The sequence below is a fragment of the Peribacillus sp. FSL K6-5616 genome (assembly GCF_038008245.1).
Classification (GTDB): domain Bacteria; phylum Bacillota; class Bacilli; order Bacillales; family DSM-1321; genus Peribacillus; species Peribacillus frigoritolerans.
Map to the genome: position 1 here is coordinate 311,884 of NZ_JBBOYT010000001.1, position 20,617 is coordinate 332,500.

Below are 20,617 nucleotides of genomic sequence, written 5' to 3' on the forward strand. Positions count from 1 at the left end.
TGAGGATGCTTTCTAAACATGATTCTATTCAGCGAGATCAACTTGAAATGATTACTTTAGATCAACTGGTACCACCGAACCATTTGGTTCGTAAAATGGAGGCTGCCATTGACTTCACTTTCATTTATGACTTGGTGAAAGATATGTATTCAGAGGTAGGACGCCCAAGTATTGATCCAGTTATTTTAGTTAAACTGACTTTCATTCAATATACCTTCGGTATTCGTTCCATGCGTAAAACGATTGAAGAAGTTGAAACCAATATGGCTTACCGTTGGTTCTTAGGCTATGGTTTCCATGATAAAGTACCTCATTTCTCTACGTTCGGGAAAAATTATGAGCGACGCTTCAAAGATACAGATCTGTTTGAACAGATTTTCTATCGCATTTTAATGACAGCTGCTAATAAAAAGTTAATAAGTGCTGAACACGTTTTCGTGGATTCCACACATGTGAAAGCCAGTGCGAATAAACGGAAATTTGAAAAGAAAATCGTTCGTAAAGAAACACGAGCGTATCAAGGACGTCTTCAAGAAGAAATCAATCAAGATCGTGAAAACCATGGAAAAAAGCCTTTTCCACCAGATAAATTTGATAAAGAAGAGACCAAAGAGATTAAAGAAAGTACAACGGATTCTGAGAGTGGCTACTATGTGAAAGATGAACGAACAAAACAGTTTGCCTATTCATTCCACGCGGCCGCAGACCGCAACGGTTTTGTATTGGGAACGATTGTAACACCTGGAAATACACATGACAGTCAGATCTTAGAGCCACTAGTTGAACAAGTGATTGAGAAAGTTGGAAAACCGGAAGCCGTTGCCGCAGATGCAGCTTATAAAACACCAGCGATTACAAGCTACCTATTTAACAAAGAAATCATACCGGCTTTACCTTATACACGTCCTCGCACCAAAGAAGGATTTTTCCGCAAACAGGACTATGTATACGATGAACATTTTGATTGTTACCTTTGCCCTTCGGGCGAAACTTTAAAGTACTCAACAACAAATAAAGAGGGCTATCGCGAGTACAAATCGCCAAAACAAATTTGTACAACATGCTCATTTTTATCTCGGTGTACAGAAAGCAAAGACTGTCAAAAAGTGGTGACACGGCATATCTGGCAAACACATGTGGAAGAAGCAGATCATCTGCGTCATCATCAAGATGTAAAACCTATATATGCAAAACGTAAAGAAACGATTGAGCGTGTATTCGCAGATGCAAAAGAAAAGCATGGTATGCGTTGGACTACTTTAAGGGGACTTAAAAAATTGTCGATGCAGGCGATGCTTACTTTCGCTGCCATTAATTTAAAGAAGATGGCCAATTGGACATGGCAAGGTCCAAAAATGGCCTAACATAGTGGGCTCGTAGAGCCCCAATCTCTAAACTTTAGGCGAAAATTCAAAGGGAATTTCAAAAGGGGTTCAGAATTTTTTAATTCCGAACCCCTTTTGTCGACAAACTGAGACGGTTCCCGGGAACCGTCTTTTTTTAATCTTCTTCATACTGGACAGATATTTCGTTATCTTCCTTATGGAAGGACTGGAAGCTGACGATCAGCTTTTCAAGGTGTTCCAATTGTTCGTCATATTCTATGACTGCAGAAATCAATGGAACAAGGCGGGCAGAGAGGTGGCCTAGGTTATCATGCATTTCGTCCACTTGATTCTGCTGTTCGAAAAAATGGGCGAGCAGCTCTTTACGACTTAAACAATCCTGGTCCCAATCTTCAATCTCCTCGATTGACTTGATTTTTTCGATATGCAGTAATATCAACTGCTCATGCTTGCGAATCAAGGAATCAAGCTGCTGTAGGATGCTCCGTTGGAAATCTTCAGGCATTTGATATACTTCATTCTCGAATTTATGGATTCTCTTCAAGGTTTCAAACGCTTTTTTCGTCGTTATGATCATTTGCCGATAAACGACAAGCTTTCGTGCTTTAGCAACACTGTTCTTCTTGAAATATTCCCGTTCCTCTTTGTACATGGAATAGATATGTTCCAAATCGAGCAACTCCGCCTTCAATCGGCTGATGTCCTTTTTCAATAAAGTGTGTTCTGTAGCATGTCTTGTGCTGATTCTGATCCATTTCAAGATGTCTTCCGTTACATCTGTAATGCGTGTATAAAGCTTTGCTTCGTACTTTGGAGGAATGAAAACAAGATTCACGATAAACGAAGAAACGATTCCAAGCAAAACGGATGAGAGACGAATAAAGGCAAAATTAAGGAATTCCCCGTCCTGGCTTTCCATGATGGCAATGACCGTCACGATGGAAAGGACAATCGTTTTATCCATTTTCAGTTTTAAATTGATGGTTATGACAACCATTACGGCAAGACCGATCATAAAAATATCATTTCCGAACAACAAAACGAAGGAGACAGCAACCAATGCGCCAATGATATTTCCTTGAATTTGCTCCAATACCGTTTGATATGAACGGTAAATGGTCGGCTGTATTGCAAAAATTGCAGCAATCCCAGAAAGGACAGGAGCAGGAAGGTTAAGCAGTTCCGATAGGTAAAGCGCTAAAACAATTGCTATTCCTGTTTTGAGAATGCGGGCACCAAACTTCATATATGGGTTAATCCTTTCTTTGTGTTGTAATGGATCTGGCGAGAAAAGGCTCTATTAATATATAGGCCTTTGCTTAAAGTTGTATTCTAACTTATTTGCTAGTACTTTACACTAAAATAAGATGATGTAAACAAAAAGTAATATACAGGATTTTCCTAAGAGTTACAATAGTTAAAATCAAGTTTAATATATAAAGAAACGATAGGCAATTTCTTGATTGCTTTCAACATTGTTTTTCAAGCGTTTGAAGACGAGCCCAGAGGTATATGACGGGAAAAGGCTGATGCTCGAATTGAAGAGCATCAGCCTTTTTTAATATATATTTTCGGCATCACTCCGTGGATACAGCAGGATCCGCCTGTTCTTTAACTGGAACGACCTGAAGGAAGTGCTCTCCAGGATTCTGAAGCAGTGTCTCTAAAGAGGCCGCTTCTTCGGTTTGGCCATGATCTTTCAAAAGGGCCGTATATTTGCCAAGGAGTTCGGCCACATCCTGCAGGCCTTTTGCAGATAGGGACTCAATGGAAATCTTTGCCCCTTTCGCAACCCGTTTCTTAATGACCTCTTTGGTTAATCCAGATTCAGGCTGTTGCCGTAAATAAACGACACCGCCTGTCATCCCTGCGCAAATCCATGGACCGGGATCACCAAGAACTAAACCTCTTCCATTTGTCATGTATTCAAAAGCGAATCCCTTAATATTGGATGTTACCGCAATATTACCGTTTTCCTTTTTAGGAAGCGGTTGTTTCAATAATCCGCCAATGATCATATCCGCACCGGAAAGCCGGATTCCCGCCCTGGCATCGGCATCTCCCTGGGCAATGAGGAGACCATGCTGTGCACCGTAACCAAAGCCCTTACCGACAGAGCCATTGTAAAACTTCCCATCTTTTCCTGGAGATTTAAAGATGGCAATGTTACCGCCAATCGATGTTTTGCCGATACCATCCTGGGCACCGCCATTCACGCTGATTGAAATTCCCTCCGTATTGTATGCCCCAAGTCCATTACCCGGAATGGAACCATCCTGGTAGGATAGGTGAACGGGAGGAAGTTTTTTGTATGATCCATCCAATCTGCCCCTAACGCGGTGACAGGAGACCCTGCTGCCGAGTACACGCTGCTCGGAAGTGATCGAGCTATAGCTGCGGGATTGCTGCAGGTCATCTACATGCGAATCAAGATATTCGGCGCCAACGGCTACCTGCATGGAGCCTTCATTCAAATATGCCGCCGCTTCCTTATGCGAGAACGGTGTTATATCCAGATTTTTTAATAAATAGGTTAAATCCAATGATTGTTGACCTTTAACTTGCTGCAGCAAATCAGAACGCCCGACGATATCCTGAAGATTCTTCACCCCAAGTGACCCGGTCAAAGATTTGAGTTCTTTTGCAAATGCACTGAACATATTCGTTAACCCCTGAACGGCTAAATCAAATTTACGTGGAACAAAACGGCGCAGCCCGTGTTCTTTCGCCTGAGCTTCCGATTCAATTTGGGTGGCGATGCCCACATGGCAAGTATCAAGGTGACATCCGCGGCACGTTGTGCAGCCGACTGCAATCATCGAAAGGGTCCCAAAGCCTACACGATTTGCCCCAAGCAGCATCACCTTCAAAACATCCAGCGAGCTTTTTAACCCACCGTCAGCCCAAATTTCAACGTTCTGCCGGATACCTGATTCAAGCAGTGCATTATGGGCCGCTTTCACACCGATCTCAACCGGTAGGCCGACATGTGAGAGTGCATGGATCCTGGCAGCACCCGTTCCGCCATCAAAACCGGAAAGCGTTATGATATCGGCCCCGGCTTTTGCGACACCGACAGCAATCGTACCGATGTTTGGAACGACTGGTACTTTGACGGCAACTTTTGCCTTGTCATTTGCCGTTTTTAGCTCATGGATCATTTGGGCCAAATCTTCAATTGAGTATATATCATGGTTATTGGAAGGGGAGATCAAATCGGAACCGATTGTTGCATTTCGGGCTTCTGCGATTTTCGCTGTGACCTTGGAACCGGGAAGGTGACCGCCTTCACCGGGTTTTGCCCCTTGACCAATTTTAATTTCCAATAGATTTGAAGAGTTCAGGAGTTCTGCATTGACACCGAAACGTCCGGAAGCGATTTGCTGTCCGCGGGATTTCGGGTACTTGCCCAGCATATCCTTTATTTCCCCGCCTTCGCCATTCATGCTAATCATGCCTAGCCTCTCGGCAGCTTCTGCATAGGCCCGGAAAGCAATCTCATTTTGTGATCCAAAGGACATGGAGGCTATGACGAACGGCAATTCCTGTTCACCGACCGAAAGGCTGACTTCTTCAGAAGGGACGGAAGCATCTGAAGTTTTTAATGATGTCAAGTGGCGGATCGTCGTCGGATTGGATTCTTCCTGTTCAGTGATCTTTTCGCGATAAGCATCGTAGTCCCCGGTTGAAGCAACTTCCCCGATGGATTTCCAGATTCTAGGGAACAGATGGAAGGTCTTGCCCATCCGTTCTTTTTCATTGCCGTAATCCTCTGCACGCTGGATGGCATCTGCCTTGATTTTATCAAAATTATAGTCCAGATCATTGGATCCGAAAAAATTAGCCACATTTAGATATTTCGCAATTTCCTCATGTAAACCAATGCTTGAGAAAAGTCTTCCATAGCCGCGCAGCTCATGAATGCCAATGGTGGAGATGACTTTCTCAAGCCCTTTCGTCAAGGAGTTATATAGATTGGTAACCCCCTTATGGTCATCTGAAGATAAGGAAAGGAACATATAATAGGGGCTGATTAAGTTGGCCCCAAGACCATAAGAAACGATGATATCATGCAGTGACCTTAGCGATGCTGAACGTAAAAGGATGGAACAATCACGACGCTTGCCTGTACGGACCAACGCTTGGTCGACGGCTGAAGTGACCAGGTGTGGATCAAGCCAAAGGTTGCCGTTTTGATGGGCAAGGGCATCATCCAGAACGAGCAGCGTTTTTCCTTCATCCACAGCATTGACACTTTCATCCGTAATCCTGGCCAGGGCATCCGTGATGTTTTCATCCTCTTTGAATGTGCTTGAAATGATGTGCACGAGTTTTTGATCTTGGTTATATTTAATGAACTGGTCGTAGCTTGGCTGCGATACGATGGATGAGCACTCATAACCCGTTGATCCTTCGATCAATAAGGGAGTCAGCAGCTCCGTCACCTTTCCTGCCTTATTCGCTTCGAATAGGGAAGGGCGCTTTCCTATGATCGTCCTTGTTGAGAAGTGCTCGGTTTCCCGGTCCCGGTCGATCGCCGGGTTGGTTACAACGGCCACGCTTTCCTTGATGAAATCAGCAATGTTGGTCCGTTGGGGATTAAGTGCTGCCAGCGGCGCATCATGACCAAGTGAACGAATGGGCTCAGCGCCTTTTTCGGCCATCTGCTCCACTAATTGGACATGCTCCCTTTCCCACCCAAAGGCTTTATACTGACCATTATGAATGGCTTGCGTGTTTGTCATGGAGACAACCTTTTCAAAAGCCTGGGGCTGTAAGCGGACTCGGTCATTGGAAAGGACGAAACGATCATTGAATAGTTCAAACACTTTATCCTGGTAATCCTTGTATGTGTACAATTCAATTCGGTCGCCGTTCCATTTCAACCCGATTTTCTCCCCTGGACCCATCGGCTTCGGATCTCCGGTATATTCACTGGAAGGGATGATTCCTGGTTCGGAAGTGAACATATAGGATGATTCCGTTTCAATATTCCATAACGGGCGCAAGCCTAGAGAGTCGACAGAGAATACGGCTTCATCGCCGAAACGGGAGATGATGCCTGCCGGACCTTGTGCAAAATGACCCCATGCTTCCCTTAAATACGTATATAAGTCTTGTAAGTGCTCGGGATATTCCTTGATTTCGTTGATGATTGGCGGAAACATAAGATCGACAGCTTCAAATAAAGAGTAGCCATGACGGCAGATGAAAGTTTCGATCGTCTTGTTTAAATCCTGAGAGTCGCTTCCATCTTTAGCGATGGGAACTCCGATCATTTTCGCTTCATCACGCAATTTGGCGATGGTATTGATTTCGCCATTATGACCAAGCACGCTGAAAGGCTGGACCCGGAAGAAGCTTGATAGAGTATTGGTTGAAAACCGATTATGTCCCAGTGTCATGGTGGAGGCAGCCAAAGGATCGGCAAGATCAAGATAATAGGCAGGGAGCGTATCCCCCGCACCCATCACTTTGTATACCGCATGATGCTGGCTTAAAGAGGCAACATGGATGAAATCGCTTTTTTCGATGTCGGAAGTCAGCTCAAAAAGAACATTTGAAAGCTCCTGGTTGTTATTGATGGTTGAGGAACAGGCAAATTGCCAGAACACTGGGTCTTCTTGAATGGCAATCGGTCCCAATGCCTCGGAACGGTAGGCTTTATCCGTTTCGAATATCAATGAGAGACCATGTTGGAGCAGTTTCTCCTTAACTTCGATCTTTAAGTCGTTCGCTTCTGTTTTTTTGCTTAGAAATAAGTGGCCGACTATGAAGGTATCTTGATCGACGATGCCTGAATCGACATTTGCCGCTTCAAGTTTCTTTTTCCAAAGAGCCCGGGGAATATCGATATGGATGCCGGCGCCATCGCCCTCACCATTGATGAAGCCGCAGCGATGGTTCATTTTAACCAGGGCGTCGATACAGGCAAAGATGTTTTCGTTAGTAGGGATCTTCTTTTTTTCGATGCAGGAAACGATTCCGCAGGCATCATGTTCTTCCTTGTGAAATTCATTGAATGTAGCAGGTGTCCATTGTTGGGCCATATTTGTGGCTTGAATAAGGTTATCCTTATTCTCTGCCTTTCACCTCCTGTAGCATGTGTTTAATGGGGGAAATATTAGTAAACCCGAACAATAGTCCAAGTTTTGATAGATTGAAAGAAAGTGTATAAATGTATCCATATCATATCATTTAAATATTCAGAAATCAATTTTTTATACAATGGGATGGATGCTGTGATTGATGGGATTTTTGTGAGGATTGGCTTCAAATACTAATATTAAAGATTTATTACAGGGAAATAAGAAACCCTCAAGATAGATGTACATCCTGAGGGTGTATAAAAAATGCATAATTATGCTGATTCGATTTATTATATTAGGTTTTTGAATGCATGTTCAACCGCTTTTAGAGTATAAGCGATATCATCATCCGTGTGAGCGATTGTCAAGAACCAGGCTTCGTATTTGGACGGTGCCAAATTGATTCCCTGATTGAGCATGAGTTTGAAGAACTTGGCGAACATTTCGCCATCCGTATTTTCCGCCTGCTCATAGTTTTCAATTTTTTCTGTCGTGAAATAAATCGTCAATGCCCCTTTAAGGCGGTTGATGGTGATCGGAACATTATATTGGCCAGCCGCTTTCAGGATACCTTCTTCAAGGATTTTCCCCAGGCGGTCAAGCTCTTCGTAAAGCCCCTCTTCTCTAAGTACTTCTAAGCAAGCTATCCCGGAAAGCATGGAAGCCGGATTTCCTGCCATCGTACCAGCTTGGTAGGCTGGTCCCAGAGGTGCGACAGAATCCATGATCTCTTTTTTACCGCCATAGGCACCAATGGGAAGCCCGCCCCCGATGATTTTTCCGAGCGCGGTCAAATCGGGTTGAATTCCCAAGTAGTCCTGTGCCCCTCCATACATGAATCGGAACGCTGTGATGACCTCGTCGAAAATGACGAGTGATCCGGCTTCGTGAGATAATGAAATGACTTCTTCCAGGAAGCCGGGACTTGGTTCCACGATTCCAAAGTTGCCGACGATCGGTTCTACCAACACGCCTGCAATTTCATTGCCCCATTTATCAAGTGCTTCTTTAAATGAACCGATATCATTGAAAGGTACCGTGATGACTTCTTGTGCAATGCTTTTTGGAACGCCTGCAGAGTCCGGTGTACCTAGAGTGGACGGGCCGGAACCTGCAGCGACGAGAACAAGGTCGGAGTGTCCATGGTAACAGCCTGCAAATTTGATGATCTTATCGCGCCCTGTGTAAGCACGGGCAACACGGATGGTGGACATGACTGATTCGGTGCCTGAATTGGTGAAGCGGACTTTATCCATGGAAGGTATGGCTTCTTTCAGCATTTTGGCAAATTTGACTTCATGTTTTGTCGGAGTGCCGTATAAAACGCCGGATTCCGCTGCTTTAACGATAGCCTCCGTAATATGTGGATGCGCATGCCCTGTGATGATCGGGCCATATGCAGCTAAATAATCGATATATTTATTGCCATCAACATCCCAGAAATAAGCCCCTTTGGCATGATCCATCGCAACTGGCGAACCGCCGCCTACAGCTTTGTAAGAACGGGATGGGCTGTTAACCCCGCCAACGATATGTTCCAATGCCTCTTTATGTAAAAGCTCCGAATTTCTAAAATCCAATCTTAAAACCTCCTATAAATATAAACATATTTCCCCTTAATCATAGCACTTTTCTCTCCGGAAATCTGGGGTGGAAGGCTAGGAAATGTGATTCGTACCCTGGTGGAAACGCAACACCCCCAGAAGAATCAGGATTCCGGGCCAACATCTTTTTTGGGGGATCCCAAAACTCCTGTTATGAAAGTAAGGATGGCCAAGATGGTGTCAGGATTTTCGATGTCGAAGGATTGGCGATTCATTTCGCCCTGGGCTTGGTAATAGATTAGCTGCCCGGTTCCTTTCTCTTCATTAATGCGAAGGTGGAAACTGATGGGTGTGCTTTCGATCGACCCGCTGGAATCCCTTTGGATGACCTGGCATAATAATTCACCGTACTCATCTTCATAAAGGAAGTCGTATCGAAGGTCGAAAACGACCTTTTCAATTTGGGATAGTAATAATTTTTTGATATTCATAGCATACTCGTCTCCTTTATATATGTATCTGGTACAACGGCCATTTCCTCCCTGAAAATGGTAGATGGCATCCAAGCATTTTAATTGTCTAAAAAGGTTGGTTTGGATAAACTAATTCATTAGGACAAGAGATTACGGAGGATGTAACAGGATGAGTGATGCAATTCAAGTGAAACAGCTTCGGAAGGAATTTAAGTCGGCATCAAGCCGTTCAGGGCTAAAGGGTGCCTTCCGGGATTTACTTACCAGAAATTATAAGGTCGTCCCTGCCGTCAATGATATCAATTTTACTGTAAAAAAGGGTGAGATGGTAGCTTATATCGGGGAAAATGGTGCAGGGAAATCGACCACGATCAAAATGCTGACAGGTATTTTGGAACCGACAGCAGGCGAAATCACGGTCAATGGCATGAATCCACATAAAGAGAGGGAAAAGTTCACTCAGACTATCGGAGTCGTATTCGGTCAGCGCTCACAGCTTTGGTGGGATATTGCAGTTCAAGAATCGTTTAGGCTGCTAAAAAAGGTCTATAAGGTAACGGATGAACAATATAACGATCATATGGAACATGTCATCAAGACGCTTGATATCGGTCCTTTGCTGGACAAACCAGTGCGTAAACTATCGCTTGGTCAGCGAATGCGCTGCGAACTTGCGGCAGCCTTGATCCATAATCCGCCTTTGCTGTTCCTGGATGAGCCGACAATTGGACTTGATGTGCTCGTGAAAATGAAGATTCGTGAATTCCTGAAAGAAATCAATGAGAAATATAATACGACAATCCTTTTGACCACCCATGATTTGGGGGACATTGAAGCATTATGTGAGCGTGTAATCATGCTTGATGAAGGGCAAATCATCTATGATGGGGAATTGCAGAGTTTGAAAGATAACTGGGCTGAGGAAAAACAGATCCATTTTCAATTCATCGAGCCGATCGCATTGAAGGAATTACAATCATTAGCGCTCCCATTTACCGCTAACTGGGTTTATGATGAGAAAAGTCAAACTTACATTGCCTTGTTGAAAGAAGAAGGTGATCATATTTCACAGCTTGTTTCAGCTGTCGTATCTCATTTTAAAATAAAAGACATCAAAATACATGAAACGTCCATTGAAGAGATCGTTCGCAATATTTACGAAGAAGGCACTGTCTGACTCTCTTATCATTAAGAAACAACGTGTCTATCAAGAAGGGGGAGGGCCATGGGGAAGTATCTTGCCATGATCCGCATGCGTTTTTTAATGATGCTTGCGTATCGAACGGATTATTATACTGGCATTTTAATTTATAGCATTAATATCGGTGCTTATTATTTCTTATGGAATGCGATATATGGAGAAAAAAGCTCCATCGAAGGACTTTCAAGCATGCAGATGACAACCTATGTCGCAGTTGCATGGATGGCGCGCGCTTTTTATTTCAATAATATTGACCGCGAAATCGCCACTGAGATTAAAGACGGCAAGGTTGCCATTGAGATGATCCGGCCTTATAACTATTTAGGCATGAAAACGATGCAAGGACTTGGGGAAGGGATATTCCGTTTCTTCTTCTTCTCGATTCCGGGGATGCTGCTGGTAGCTTTCATTTTTCCTATCGAATTGCCGCATGAGCCGGTTACGTGGGGGATGTTCGGCATTTCCTTGCTGTTCAGCTTCATCATCAATACACAAATTAACTTATTGACGGGAATCACTACCTTTTTCTTATATAATAATGCCGGATTAATCCGCGCTAAAAGGGTTATCATTGATTTATTTTCCGGTCTGCTGCTGCCCATCAGTTTCTACCCGATATGGGCGCAGGAAGTGATGAAATATTTACCCTTTCAAGGGATCAGCTATGTACCAAGCATGATTTTTACGAACGGTTACAGTTCAGGCGAAATTGGCATGGCGCTTTTACAGCAGTTAATTTGGTGCATCATTCTCATAATACCGATTCAGCTTTTATGGATAGTCGCAAAAAAACAGCTGATTATTCAAGGAGGTTGACGGGATGTTTTATGTATCGATGTTTTTTCAATATGTGAGTCAATATATGAAAACAAGATTGCAATACAGAGCGGATTTCTTCATGGAAATCCTATCTGACCTGCTCAATCAGGTCGTGAATCTGGTATTTATCTTAGTCGTTTTTGGACATACCCAATTTTTAAGCGGCTGGAGCCGTGAAGAAATTATATTCATTTATGGGTTTTTCCTTATCCCATTCGCCCTTTTTTCAGCCTTTTTCAACATCTGGGACTTTAATGACCGCTATATCGTCAAAGGTGAAATGGACCGGATATTAACAAGACCGATCCATAGCCTGTTTCAAGTCATTTTAGAAAGAATCGAGCTTGAAGCGTTATTTGGTGTTGTGACCGGTTTGATCATCATATTCTATTCGGGGATTTCATTGGATTTGCAGCTTGCGTGGTATGACCCGATTCTTTTCATCATTTTTGCAATAGGTGGGGCCCTTGCCTATGCAGCCATATTCGTTGCGATAGCAAGCATTGGGTTCTGGTCGGATGCGAAAACATCCATCATGCCAATGATGTACAATATCGGGAACTACGGGCGCTATCCTGTTGATATTTATAATAAGGTCATCCGTTTTGTCCTTACATGGGTGCTGCCATTCGCGTTTGTCGGTGTCTATCCGGCATCTTATTTCCTAAGAAAAGAAGAGTGGTATGTTTATGCATTTGCCACACCTGTAATTGGGGTTGCCTTTTTCGTGATATCCGTTTTCATATGGAATCAGGGAGTGAAGAGGTACCGCGGGGCAGGGAACTGAAAGAACCCCTTCAACAGCATTCATGTTGAAGGGGTTTTTGTTTAGTTCCTTTTTTTCTTTCTTTCGATATATCTAGCTTTGGCTTGAACATATTGCTGTTTTTCCTCTTCCGTTTCCGGAATGACCTGAGGGACGTTTGTCGGCTTACCTTCTTCATCAATGGCCAGCATCGTTAAAAAAGCGCGTGCCGTTAGCTGTTTTTCACCTGTTAATAGGTTCTCACGTTCCACTTTCACGAATACCTCCATTGATGTGCGATGAGCACAGGTGACATAAGCTTCAAGGTTGATCGCGTCCCCTGTTTTGATGGGAGCCAAAAAATCAAAAGAGTCGCTTGAAGCAGTCACAACGGGTTTTCGACAATGGCGCATAGCGGAAATGCAAGCTATTTTATCTACATAGGCCATTACTTTTCCGCCAAAGATGGTATTATGATGATTTGTATCCGGTGGAAAAACAAGGTCGGTTAAAAAAGTCCGTGACTGCCGTGTTGGATGGGCAACGTTCTTCTCAATCATTTGCCTGTTGGTTTACTAAAAGGTTTTCACGGACGATTTTTGCTGCTTCGACCATGTTTTTCAGGGAAGCGACGGTTTCCGGGATACCCCTTGTTTTCAGGCCGCAGTCGGGATTGATCCAAAACTGGTCTTTATCCAATACCTTTATGCCCCGTTCAATCATATCGACCATTTCTTCCACTGCCGGCACACGCGGGCTGTGAATATCATACACCCCCAGGCCAATGCCTTTTTCATATGTTTTTTCCTCGAATGCGGAAGCGAGCTCCCCATGACTGCGGGATGTTTCGATGGAAATTACATCGGCATCGAGGGAGGAGATGACGTCCATGAAACTGTTGAAGTCGCAATAGCACATATGCGTGTGAATTTGGGTTGTATCCTCCACGCTTGATGTGGATATCAAGAATGAATTCACTGCCCAGTTCAAATACTCGTCGCGATCGCTTTTTTTCAATGGCAGACCTTCTCTAAGTGCAGGTTCATCAACCTGAATCATTTTAATTCCAGCAGATTCCAAGGCAATGATTTCTTTTTCCAAAGCGAGCGCCAGCTGATAGCAAACATTCTCCCTGGAAATATCATCACGGACAAATGACCAGTTCAAAATCGTAACAGGACCTGTCAGCATTCCCTTCACCGTCTTCTTCGTCAGTGATTGTGCGTATACACTTTCCTTGACTGTCATCGGTTCGATGAAATGGATGTCGCCGTAGATGACTGGAGGTTTCACACAGCGGGATCCATAGGATTGTACCCAACCCTTTTCTAAAAAGACGAATCCGCCGAATTTATGGCCGAAGTATTCAACCATATCCGTCCGTTCGAATTCCCCGTGAACGAGAACATCCAAACCGATTTCTTCTTGGACTTCGATCCACCTAACGATTTCTTCGTTAACGTATGTTTCATATTGCTGGGCTGTCCATTCTCCTCTATTGAATTTCCCGCGTGCTTGTTTAACTTCAAATGTCTGCGGAAAGCTGCCGATCGTAGTCGAAGGGAGAAAAGGCAATTTGAAAAATTCCTGTTGTTTTTGGTAACGGTCTTTAAATGGAAGCTGACGGCCGGCGGTCCTGGTTTTAACCTTTTCGACATTGGATTGTACAGACCCGTGATTTCGGACATTTGAATTGGCTAACGTTTGAATCGTAAATTTATTGGCATCGACTTTTTCGGCGATTGCTTCAATGCCTTGATTATTCCCTTTGACCAAAAGTGTGATTTCCTCAAGTTTCTCATCAGCGAAAGCAAGGGCCTCTTTCACTTCTTTTGAAAGGGCGGTTTCATTACGAACGGTCACCGGGACATGAAGCAGGGAACAAGAGGGCTGTAGCCAGATTTGGTCCTCGGCTACCTGTTTCTTAAGTGTCTCGATCAATTCGATTTTTTGGGATAAATCAGATAGCCAAATGTTTTTTCCGTCAATCACACCCGCTGCAAGCACTTTGTCCTTCGGGAAACCGAATGCCTCAAGGTTACTTAAATTCCTCCCTTTATCATGTACAAAATCAAGACCGATCCCTTGGACTTGTAATTCGATGACTTCTTGGTAATGTTCCACCGCATCAAAGTATGTTTGTAGCATGATGTTCAGGTTTGGTGCTGCTTCATTCAGTTTTTCATAGAGGTAAGTAACGGTTTGCATATCATCCTTGGAAATGGATGAAACAAGGGAAGGTTCGTCCATTTGAACCCACTTCACGCCTTCTTGCTCCAACTCCCGCAGGATTTGCGTATATAGGGGAAGCAGGCTCAGGATGATGCCAGGGATTTCTTGTTTATTGAAGCCTTTTGAAAGGGAGAGGAAAGTATAAGGTCCGATCAAAACGGGCTTCGTTTCGATCCCTAGCTTTTCCTTGGCTTCCCGATATGCTGTAAGTGGTTTATTTTCTGTTAAAGTAAGCTGTGCCAGTTTTAATTCAGGGACAATATAGTGATAGTTCGTATTGAACCATTTCGTCATTTCGGAAGCGACTTCATCATTGTTTCCGCGGGCCATTGAATAATAAACGGAAAGGGGGACGCTTCCGCCTTCATATGCTGAATAACGTTCAGGAACAAGACCGAACATGACGGACATATCGAGCATTTGATCATAAAAAGTAAAGTCGTTGACAGGGATGATATCAATGCCTTGTTTCTTCTGTTTTTGTAAGTTGCCTAAACGGATGGCTTTTAGTTGTGACGTAAATTCCGCTTCATCGATTTTACCGGACCAGTAAGCTTCCAATGTACGTTTCCATTCACGATCTTCCCCGATTCGAGGGTAACCCAAACTGCTGCTTTTCAAAATTCCCATCCTCCTACATTCATTTGATCGAACAATAAAAAAGCATTCCTAACCGTCAAAAAAGAAAGTTAGAAATGCTTAAAATAAAGAGGCATGCAAAATGCCCCTTACAATTATAAGGTCCCTAACACCTCCCTATCTCCCGTAGGTTAAAACAGTGTTGTCGAAATAGGCAGGTCTCCTGACTTAGGGAATATCATTAGCGGCTGGCCTTCCCGATCCGTTGATCAGTGGCATATTGATTGACGCTAACATTCCCATTACAGTGGCGGGACCGTGCCGGAATTACACCGGACTTCCCTATTAATCCTAATGAAAATTAGGAACCTATTTCCACATATGAAATTTTGCAAAACCTGCCTTGTTAATTGTTTGCAGGTCAAATATTTATAAAATAAAAATTATTATAAAAATTTAGACAATCTTAACATATCCGACCAAAAGGGTCAACATGGAAAAAAGATTCGGGAAAGTTTCCGTTTAATGAGTTTGTCGGTGATAGGGCTGATTCCTAAAAAAGAATATATTGTTTGGACAGGGAGTATGTATAGAGGGAGTGGCGTTTTGAAATGGGGCGTGGGGGATGACTTTCTACATCTTGATTGCAGGAATCATTTTTTGCATGGTGATGAGCATTCGTACGTTATTTCTTGTTGAGTCGGGAGGAAAGAAGTTTTCTCTTGAGGATATGCTATGGCTTGGCAATTTATATGCGACGATATTAGTTGGATTTGCACTGATATATTTATTATACGAGCTTCAGAATCATTCGGTGATTCTTGATATGGGCAATCGGTTGGATGGGACTTTCTATGAACAATTGAAGACTTCTTTTTATTTTAGTGCGATGACGATGTTTTCTGTAGGGTATGGAGATATAGCCCCGATTGGCATGGGCAGGATGATAGCTACCATTCAGGCCTTCATTGGGTATACACTGCCGGCAGCGTTCGTGATTCGGACGGTGATCGATCTGGAGCAGAAAGATAGGAAGGATAAATGAAAGTTGTGTTTCTTTCGATTATTGGGTACTCTTACCATAATGAAAGAAATGGAGGGTTCAATATGACTGTTAAAATTGGAGAAAAAGCACCTGATTTCAAACTCCCTGCAAACAATGGTGAAATGGTTTCCCTATCGGATTTTAAGGGGAAAAACATTGTTTTATATTTTTACCCAAAAGACATGACGCCAGGTTGCACGACGGAGGCCTGTAATTTCCGGGACCATAATGAGCAATTCGAGGAATTGAACGCGGTAATCCTTGGTATCAGCCCAGATCCAGCGGCACGTCATGAAAAATTCATCGAAAAACATGGATTGCCTTTTCTGCTGCTGGCTGACGAAAATCATGAAGCGGCTGAATCATTTGATGTTTGGCAATTGAAAAAGAACTTCGGCAAGGAGTATATGGGCATTGAACGTTCAACTTTCCTGATTGATAAGGTTGGAAATGTAGTCAAAGAATGGCGTAAAGTAAAGGTTAAAGGCCACGTCGAAGAAGCGCTTGAAACTCTTCGCGAACTCGAAAAATAAGGGATAGGCAGATGAAGGATGAGAGGATAACGAAGCTTGCAGCCAGGCTGATTCATCATTCGATACAATTACAGCCTAAAGAGAGAATCCTCATACGGGGGCATATCAACACGAAACCATTATTGAAAGAGTTGATTGATGAAATATACAGAGTGGGTGCTTATCCATATGTGGAACTCGAGGACGATGAGATAAGCCGCCACCTGTTACTAGGGAATGTGAAGGAGCAGCTTGACACAGCTTCACAATGGGCCTTGAAGAAATATACGGATATCGATGCGGTCATCATCATCACTGGGGAAGAAAACAATGCGGAAATGACTGATGTTCCCATCGAGAGGCACCGTCTTCAAGGGGAGGCCATGAATTCCCCTACACTTTTTTATGTAAACAACCGACGTTGGGTCTTACTTAATTACCCCACCAAGGCATCAGCGCAAAAAGCCGGCATGACCTTCAATAGATACGAAGACTTTCTTTTGAACGTCTGCACAATGGATTACGGGAAAATGGAGGCGGCTTTGAAGCCGTTAAAACAATTGATGCAACGTACTGACAAAGTCAGGATCGTTTCACCAAGGACAGATTTGACCTTTTCCATCAAAGGCATGCCAGCCGTCATATGTGCCGGAAAAAAGAATTTACCGGATGGGGAAGTATTTACGGCACCCATAAAAGATAGTCTCAATGGAAGGATATCCTTCAACACACCCACAACCTATGAAGGAATCACCTTTAGTGACATAGAATTAAACTTCAAAAAGGGGAAAATCATTAAAGCGACTTCCAATCGTGATCCTGAAATGAACCAAATCCTGAATATTGATGAAGGGTCCCGGTTTATAGGGGAGTTCGCTATTGGAATCAATCCATACATATTGGAACCTATGGACGATATTTTGTTCGATGAGAAAATAAGCGGGAGTCTGCATTTGGCTCTTGGGATTGCCTATGATGAAGCGGATAATGGAAACCGGTCATCGATACATTGGGATATGGTCTTGATCCAGCGCCCGGAATATGGGGGCGGTGACATCTATTTCGACGACGTCCTGATCAGAAGGGATGGCTTTTTTGTTTTGCCGGAATTACATGCATTAAACCCAAATTCTTTAAAATAAAGCCTTTTTTAATAAGGGTAAGGCTTTTGTCCAACTCAAAAAGGGGACACCCGAATATGCTTTATTAAGGGAATACCTCCTCAGAGAAAGTTGCGCGGGACACATAGAGCCCGTGTTTTTTTTATGTTAATTAAAAGGGAGAGATAAACATGTTAGTACTTTCGACTGTCATTCCGAATGAAGGTATCCAAACGAAAATGATGAAAGCTTTTCCTGATTTGAACTTCATTTATCAAAAAGGATGGAAGGATGGGCCGCTTCGTGAAGCGGAAATCTTAATTACATATGGTGAAGATTTAACTGAAGAAATCATTGGGAAAGCAGCGAACTTGAAATGGATCATGGTCATGAGTGCAGGGATGGAACTAATGCCATTTAAAGCCATCGAGGAACGAGGCATTATGGTGACCAACGCTAGAGGCATTCATAAAATCCCGATGGCCGAGTATACGATAGGGATGCTTTTGCAATATGAAAAGAAATTGAAGCTGCTTATGAAGAATGAAAAGGAAGAATTATGGGATAGAAAGATTGAAGTCGGGGAATTGAATGGCAAGACTATGCTCGTAATGGGTGTGGGTGCAATTGGAGGGGAAGTGGCTCGACTTGGGAAAGCCTTTGGGATGAAGACGATAGGCATGAACCGGAGCGGGAAACCGGTGGAATCCATCGATCACCTTTATGACCTGGAGCATTTATTGGAAGCCATACCGGGAGCCGATTATATTGTATCCGTCCTGCCAAGTACGGATGAAACGAAGGGCCTTCTGCAAAAAGAACACTTCAAAGCCATGAAAGAATCTGCAGTATTCGTGAATATTGGCCGCGGCGACCTGATTAACGATGAAGTGCTGATCGAAGCCCTGGATGCCGGGGAATTGTCTCATGCCATCTTGGATGTATTTGATCCGGAACCTTTAGGAAAAGGGCATCCGTTTTGGAGGATGGAGAATGTTACAGTCACACCGCATCTTTCAAGTAAAAGCGGAGAATATTTACCAAGGACCTTTTCCATATTCGAAAAAAATATGCGTGAATACCTGAGAGCTGGAAAAGACTTCACCAACGTAATCGACTTATCTAGGGGATACTAAACCCAATGCAAAAATGGGAAAGAATCAAAGTCTTCATGAATAAACTAAAAAAAATGGTTAAGCCATTGAATTATTGACAAATTCAACGTATAAAAGGTACACTATTTATAAACATTATAATTTAAGAATGCATACTTAATGAGAAAAAGAGGTGGATGACGGTGTCTGAAGTTCAGTTAAAAGAAGCGTTGGATTCCTTAAAAGATACCGGTGTAAGAATAACTCCTCAACGCCATGCGATACTTGAGTATTTGATAAGCTGCATGTCCCACCCTACCGCTGATGATATATATAAAGCGCTGGAAGGCAAGTTTCCGAATATGAGTGTGGCAACGGTTTATAACAACCTGCGTGTGTTCCGTGAGGTAGGTTTGGTAAAAGAACTTACGTATGGTGATTCTTCGGCAAGGTTTGATTTTGTGACGACGAATCATTATCATGTAATTTGCCAAACTTGCGGGAAAATTGTTGACTTCGATTATCCTGCTTTGGATGAAGTCGAGCATTTCGCAGCACAAGTCACTGGTTTCAATGTTAGTCACCATCGGATGGAAATCTACGGCGACTGTATGGATTGTGCGAAAAAAGAATCGCATTAAAAAAAGTTCCTCCACTTGGTTGGAACTTTTTTTCATGTTATGAAGAAATGATACAATTGTTAAAGCCTTCTTGAAAGGGAATTCAGCTAATCGACTTAGTCATGCAGGCTTTTCCGGTTATATTTCTCATTGAATTCTTCGCCTTCCAACTTTTTGTCAAGTGTCAATGGTTCTTCACAATGCATGCAAATATCTACACGTCCTAGTATTTTTGTAGGTTTGCTGCAGTTAGGGCAGACAACCTGGATCGATTTTGTAGAAAGCATTCCAATCCAGAAATAAACCCCTGTGCTTGCGATTATGAATAAAAGGCCCAGCCCCATGAAAATCGTCATGACAACAGGATGTGTTTTGAAGAAAAGCCCAAGGTACATTACGATAAAGCCAATGAAGATCAAACTCAAAGCAAAAGTGCGTATTTTATTGATTTTGCTAGAATATTTAGCCATGGATTGTCCCTCCTAAAATATAACTTTAACTATAACATAAACAATGGATGGAACAAAAAAGAAATAAAGGATACATATTACTTTTGAATTGAAATGGTTGTAAGGGAACTAAGCAGGAATTTGAAGAGTTTTGTCGAAAATCTAAAAAAAAGGTTTTGGAGGAATTTATGATGGAAGATATCCTTCGCCCGATTTATCAAGAGCGAGCAAGTTTAAAATCTACACTTGGAATCTTGTTAGTAGAAAAAAGAGATGATAATAGCCCGATTACCGATACGTTTGACTACATCCTTTTTGTAATTGCAGACGAAGCAGAAGAGGCCGTGTTTTTAAAACATTACACATACCAGGATAAAAAGGCGGCCCTGCATATCGTAAAGGAAGACCAGTTAAAAGAATGGCTCCTATTAGGCACGAACCGCAAAGTGGTTGACTGGATATATAACGGGAAGGTCCTTTTTGACCGTAATGAATATTTGGACCGATTGAAAAGCGAACTCCGGGAGTTCCCCTTCTATGGAAGGAAGTTAAAGATGGGGATGGAGTTCGCGAAGTTAATTCGCAGGTACATGGATGGAAAAAGCTTCTTTGAAAAAGGCCATCATCTTGAGGCATACAATCATATCGTTCATTCCCTGCATCATTTGGCCCGTTTGGAGATAATAGAACAAGGCTTTTATCCGGAGGTTACTGTCTGGAACCAAGTGAAGCATATGGAACCTGAAATTTACAAGTTGTATAAAGAATT

Annotated in this window: 17 protein-coding genes and 1 riboswitch (1 of these 18 cut by a window edge); of the genes, 10 read left to right on the top strand and 7 right to left on the bottom strand. The window is 42.9% G+C overall.

The genetic code is table 11. The annotated features are described in order from the left end of the window. Window positions 1–5: 5 nt before the first annotated feature. Entirely contained in the window at window positions 6–1,364 is a 1,359-nt protein-coding gene (locus MHB45_RS01440) for an IS1182 family transposase (RefSeq protein WP_072272405.1), read from the top strand. Window positions 1,365–1,500: 136 nt separating this feature from the next. On the opposite strand, the gene MHB45_RS01445 is transcribed toward MHB45_RS01440, so the two are convergent. The 4 genes from MHB45_RS01445 to MHB45_RS01460 form a co-directional block, all read right to left on the bottom strand. Continuing rightward, window positions 1,501–2,592, bottom strand: coding sequence for an FUSC family protein (locus MHB45_RS01445; RefSeq protein WP_048678310.1), 1,092 nt, complete (start codon window positions 2,590–2,592; stop codon window positions 1,501–1,503). Between the two features lie 331 nt (window positions 2,593–2,923). After that, window positions 2,924–7,396, bottom strand: coding sequence for a glutamate synthase-related protein (locus MHB45_RS01450; RefSeq protein WP_072272418.1), 4,473 nt, complete (start codon window positions 7,394–7,396; stop codon window positions 2,924–2,926). Window positions 7,397–7,725: 329 nt separating this feature from the next. Next, the gene (locus tag MHB45_RS01455; RefSeq protein ID WP_034305346.1) at window positions 7,726–9,015 is read right to left on the bottom strand and encodes a glutamate-1-semialdehyde 2,1-aminomutase; all 1,290 of its coding nucleotides are present in this window, start codon (window positions 9,013–9,015) and stop codon (window positions 7,726–7,728) included. 128 nt (window positions 9,016–9,143) lie between these two features. Beyond that, window positions 9,144–9,470: a hypothetical protein gene (locus MHB45_RS01460; RefSeq protein ID WP_048678301.1), complete on the bottom strand. Its 327-nt coding sequence runs from the start codon at window positions 9,468–9,470 to the stop codon at window positions 9,144–9,146. 151 nt (window positions 9,471–9,621) lie between these two features. Here MHB45_RS01460 and MHB45_RS01465 point away from each other — a divergent pair, with 151 nt between their 5' ends. From MHB45_RS01465 to MHB45_RS01475, 3 genes are read left to right on the top strand one after another with little or no spacing between them, the layout of a single operon-like run. After that, complete coding sequence (locus MHB45_RS01465; protein WP_072272420.1) at window positions 9,622–10,629, top strand: ABC transporter ATP-binding protein; 1,008 nt, start codon at window positions 9,622–9,624, stop codon at window positions 10,627–10,629. Between the two features lie 48 nt (window positions 10,630–10,677). Beyond that, the gene (locus tag MHB45_RS01470; protein ID WP_048678296.1) at window positions 10,678–11,469 is read left to right on the top strand and encodes an ABC transporter permease; all 792 of its coding nucleotides are present in this window, start codon (window positions 10,678–10,680) and stop codon (window positions 11,467–11,469) included. Window positions 11,470–11,473: 4 nt separating this feature from the next. After that, on the top strand, window positions 11,474–12,259 hold the full coding sequence (locus tag MHB45_RS01475; protein ID WP_072272422.1) for an ABC transporter permease: 786 nt from the start codon (window positions 11,474–11,476) through the stop codon (window positions 12,257–12,259). A 41-nt stretch (window positions 12,260–12,300) separates the two neighbouring features. Here MHB45_RS01475 and MHB45_RS01480 read toward each other — a convergent pair whose 3' ends face one another. Further along, window positions 12,301–12,777 (bottom strand): acyl-CoA thioesterase, encoded by a 477-nt coding sequence (locus MHB45_RS01480; protein ID WP_202187226.1) that lies wholly within the window; start codon window positions 12,775–12,777, stop codon window positions 12,301–12,303. Further along, window positions 12,770–15,079, bottom strand: a complete 2,310-nt coding sequence (metE, locus tag MHB45_RS01485; RefSeq protein ID WP_340907232.1) for a 5-methyltetrahydropteroyltriglutamate--homocysteine S-methyltransferase — start codon at window positions 15,077–15,079, stop codon at window positions 12,770–12,772. Before metE ends, MHB45_RS01480 begins: the two co-directional genes overlap by 8 nt. Window positions 15,080–15,224: 145 nt before the next feature. Beyond that, a riboswitch (cobalamin riboswitch) is annotated at window positions 15,225–15,416 on the bottom strand. A gap of 237 nt (window positions 15,417–15,653) precedes the next feature. Between metE and MHB45_RS01490 the strand changes: the two genes are divergently transcribed. From MHB45_RS01490 to perR, 5 genes are all read left to right on the top strand, one after another. Continuing rightward, complete coding sequence (locus tag MHB45_RS01490; RefSeq protein WP_034305333.1) at window positions 15,654–16,073, top strand: potassium channel family protein; 420 nt, start codon at window positions 15,654–15,656, stop codon at window positions 16,071–16,073. Window positions 16,074–16,135: 62 nt separating this feature from the next. Beyond that, on the top strand, window positions 16,136–16,606 hold the full coding sequence (gene bcp, locus MHB45_RS01495) for a thioredoxin-dependent thiol peroxidase (protein ID WP_340907233.1): 471 nt from the start codon (window positions 16,136–16,138) through the stop codon (window positions 16,604–16,606). A gap of 11 nt (window positions 16,607–16,617) precedes the next feature. Then, window positions 16,618–17,727: an aminopeptidase gene (locus MHB45_RS01500; protein ID WP_048678286.1), complete on the top strand. Its 1,110-nt coding sequence runs from the start codon at window positions 16,618–16,620 to the stop codon at window positions 17,725–17,727. A 149-nt stretch (window positions 17,728–17,876) separates the two neighbouring features. Continuing rightward, a complete protein-coding gene (locus tag MHB45_RS01505; RefSeq protein WP_048678284.1) occupies window positions 17,877–18,821 on the top strand; it encodes a D-2-hydroxyacid dehydrogenase in 945 nt (314 codons plus the stop codon). Between the two features lie 155 nt (window positions 18,822–18,976). Next, window positions 18,977–19,420, top strand: coding sequence for a peroxide-responsive transcriptional repressor PerR (gene perR, locus MHB45_RS01510; RefSeq protein WP_034305329.1), 444 nt, complete (start codon window positions 18,977–18,979; stop codon window positions 19,418–19,420). Between the two features lie 95 nt (window positions 19,421–19,515). On the opposite strand, the gene MHB45_RS01515 is transcribed toward perR, so the two are convergent. Continuing rightward, complete coding sequence (locus MHB45_RS01515) at window positions 19,516–19,869, bottom strand: YgzB family protein (protein ID WP_034305326.1); 354 nt, start codon at window positions 19,867–19,869, stop codon at window positions 19,516–19,518. Between the two features lie 170 nt (window positions 19,870–20,039). Here MHB45_RS01515 and MHB45_RS01520 point away from each other — a divergent pair, with 170 nt between their 5' ends. Further along, on the top strand, window positions 20,040–20,617 hold the 5' portion of the coding sequence (locus MHB45_RS01520; RefSeq protein WP_048678280.1) for a nucleotidyltransferase-like protein. The gene runs 298 nt beyond the window's last position; the window shows 578 of its 876 coding nt (coding positions 1–578); it begins with the start codon at window positions 20,040–20,042; its stop codon lies off the right edge, out of view.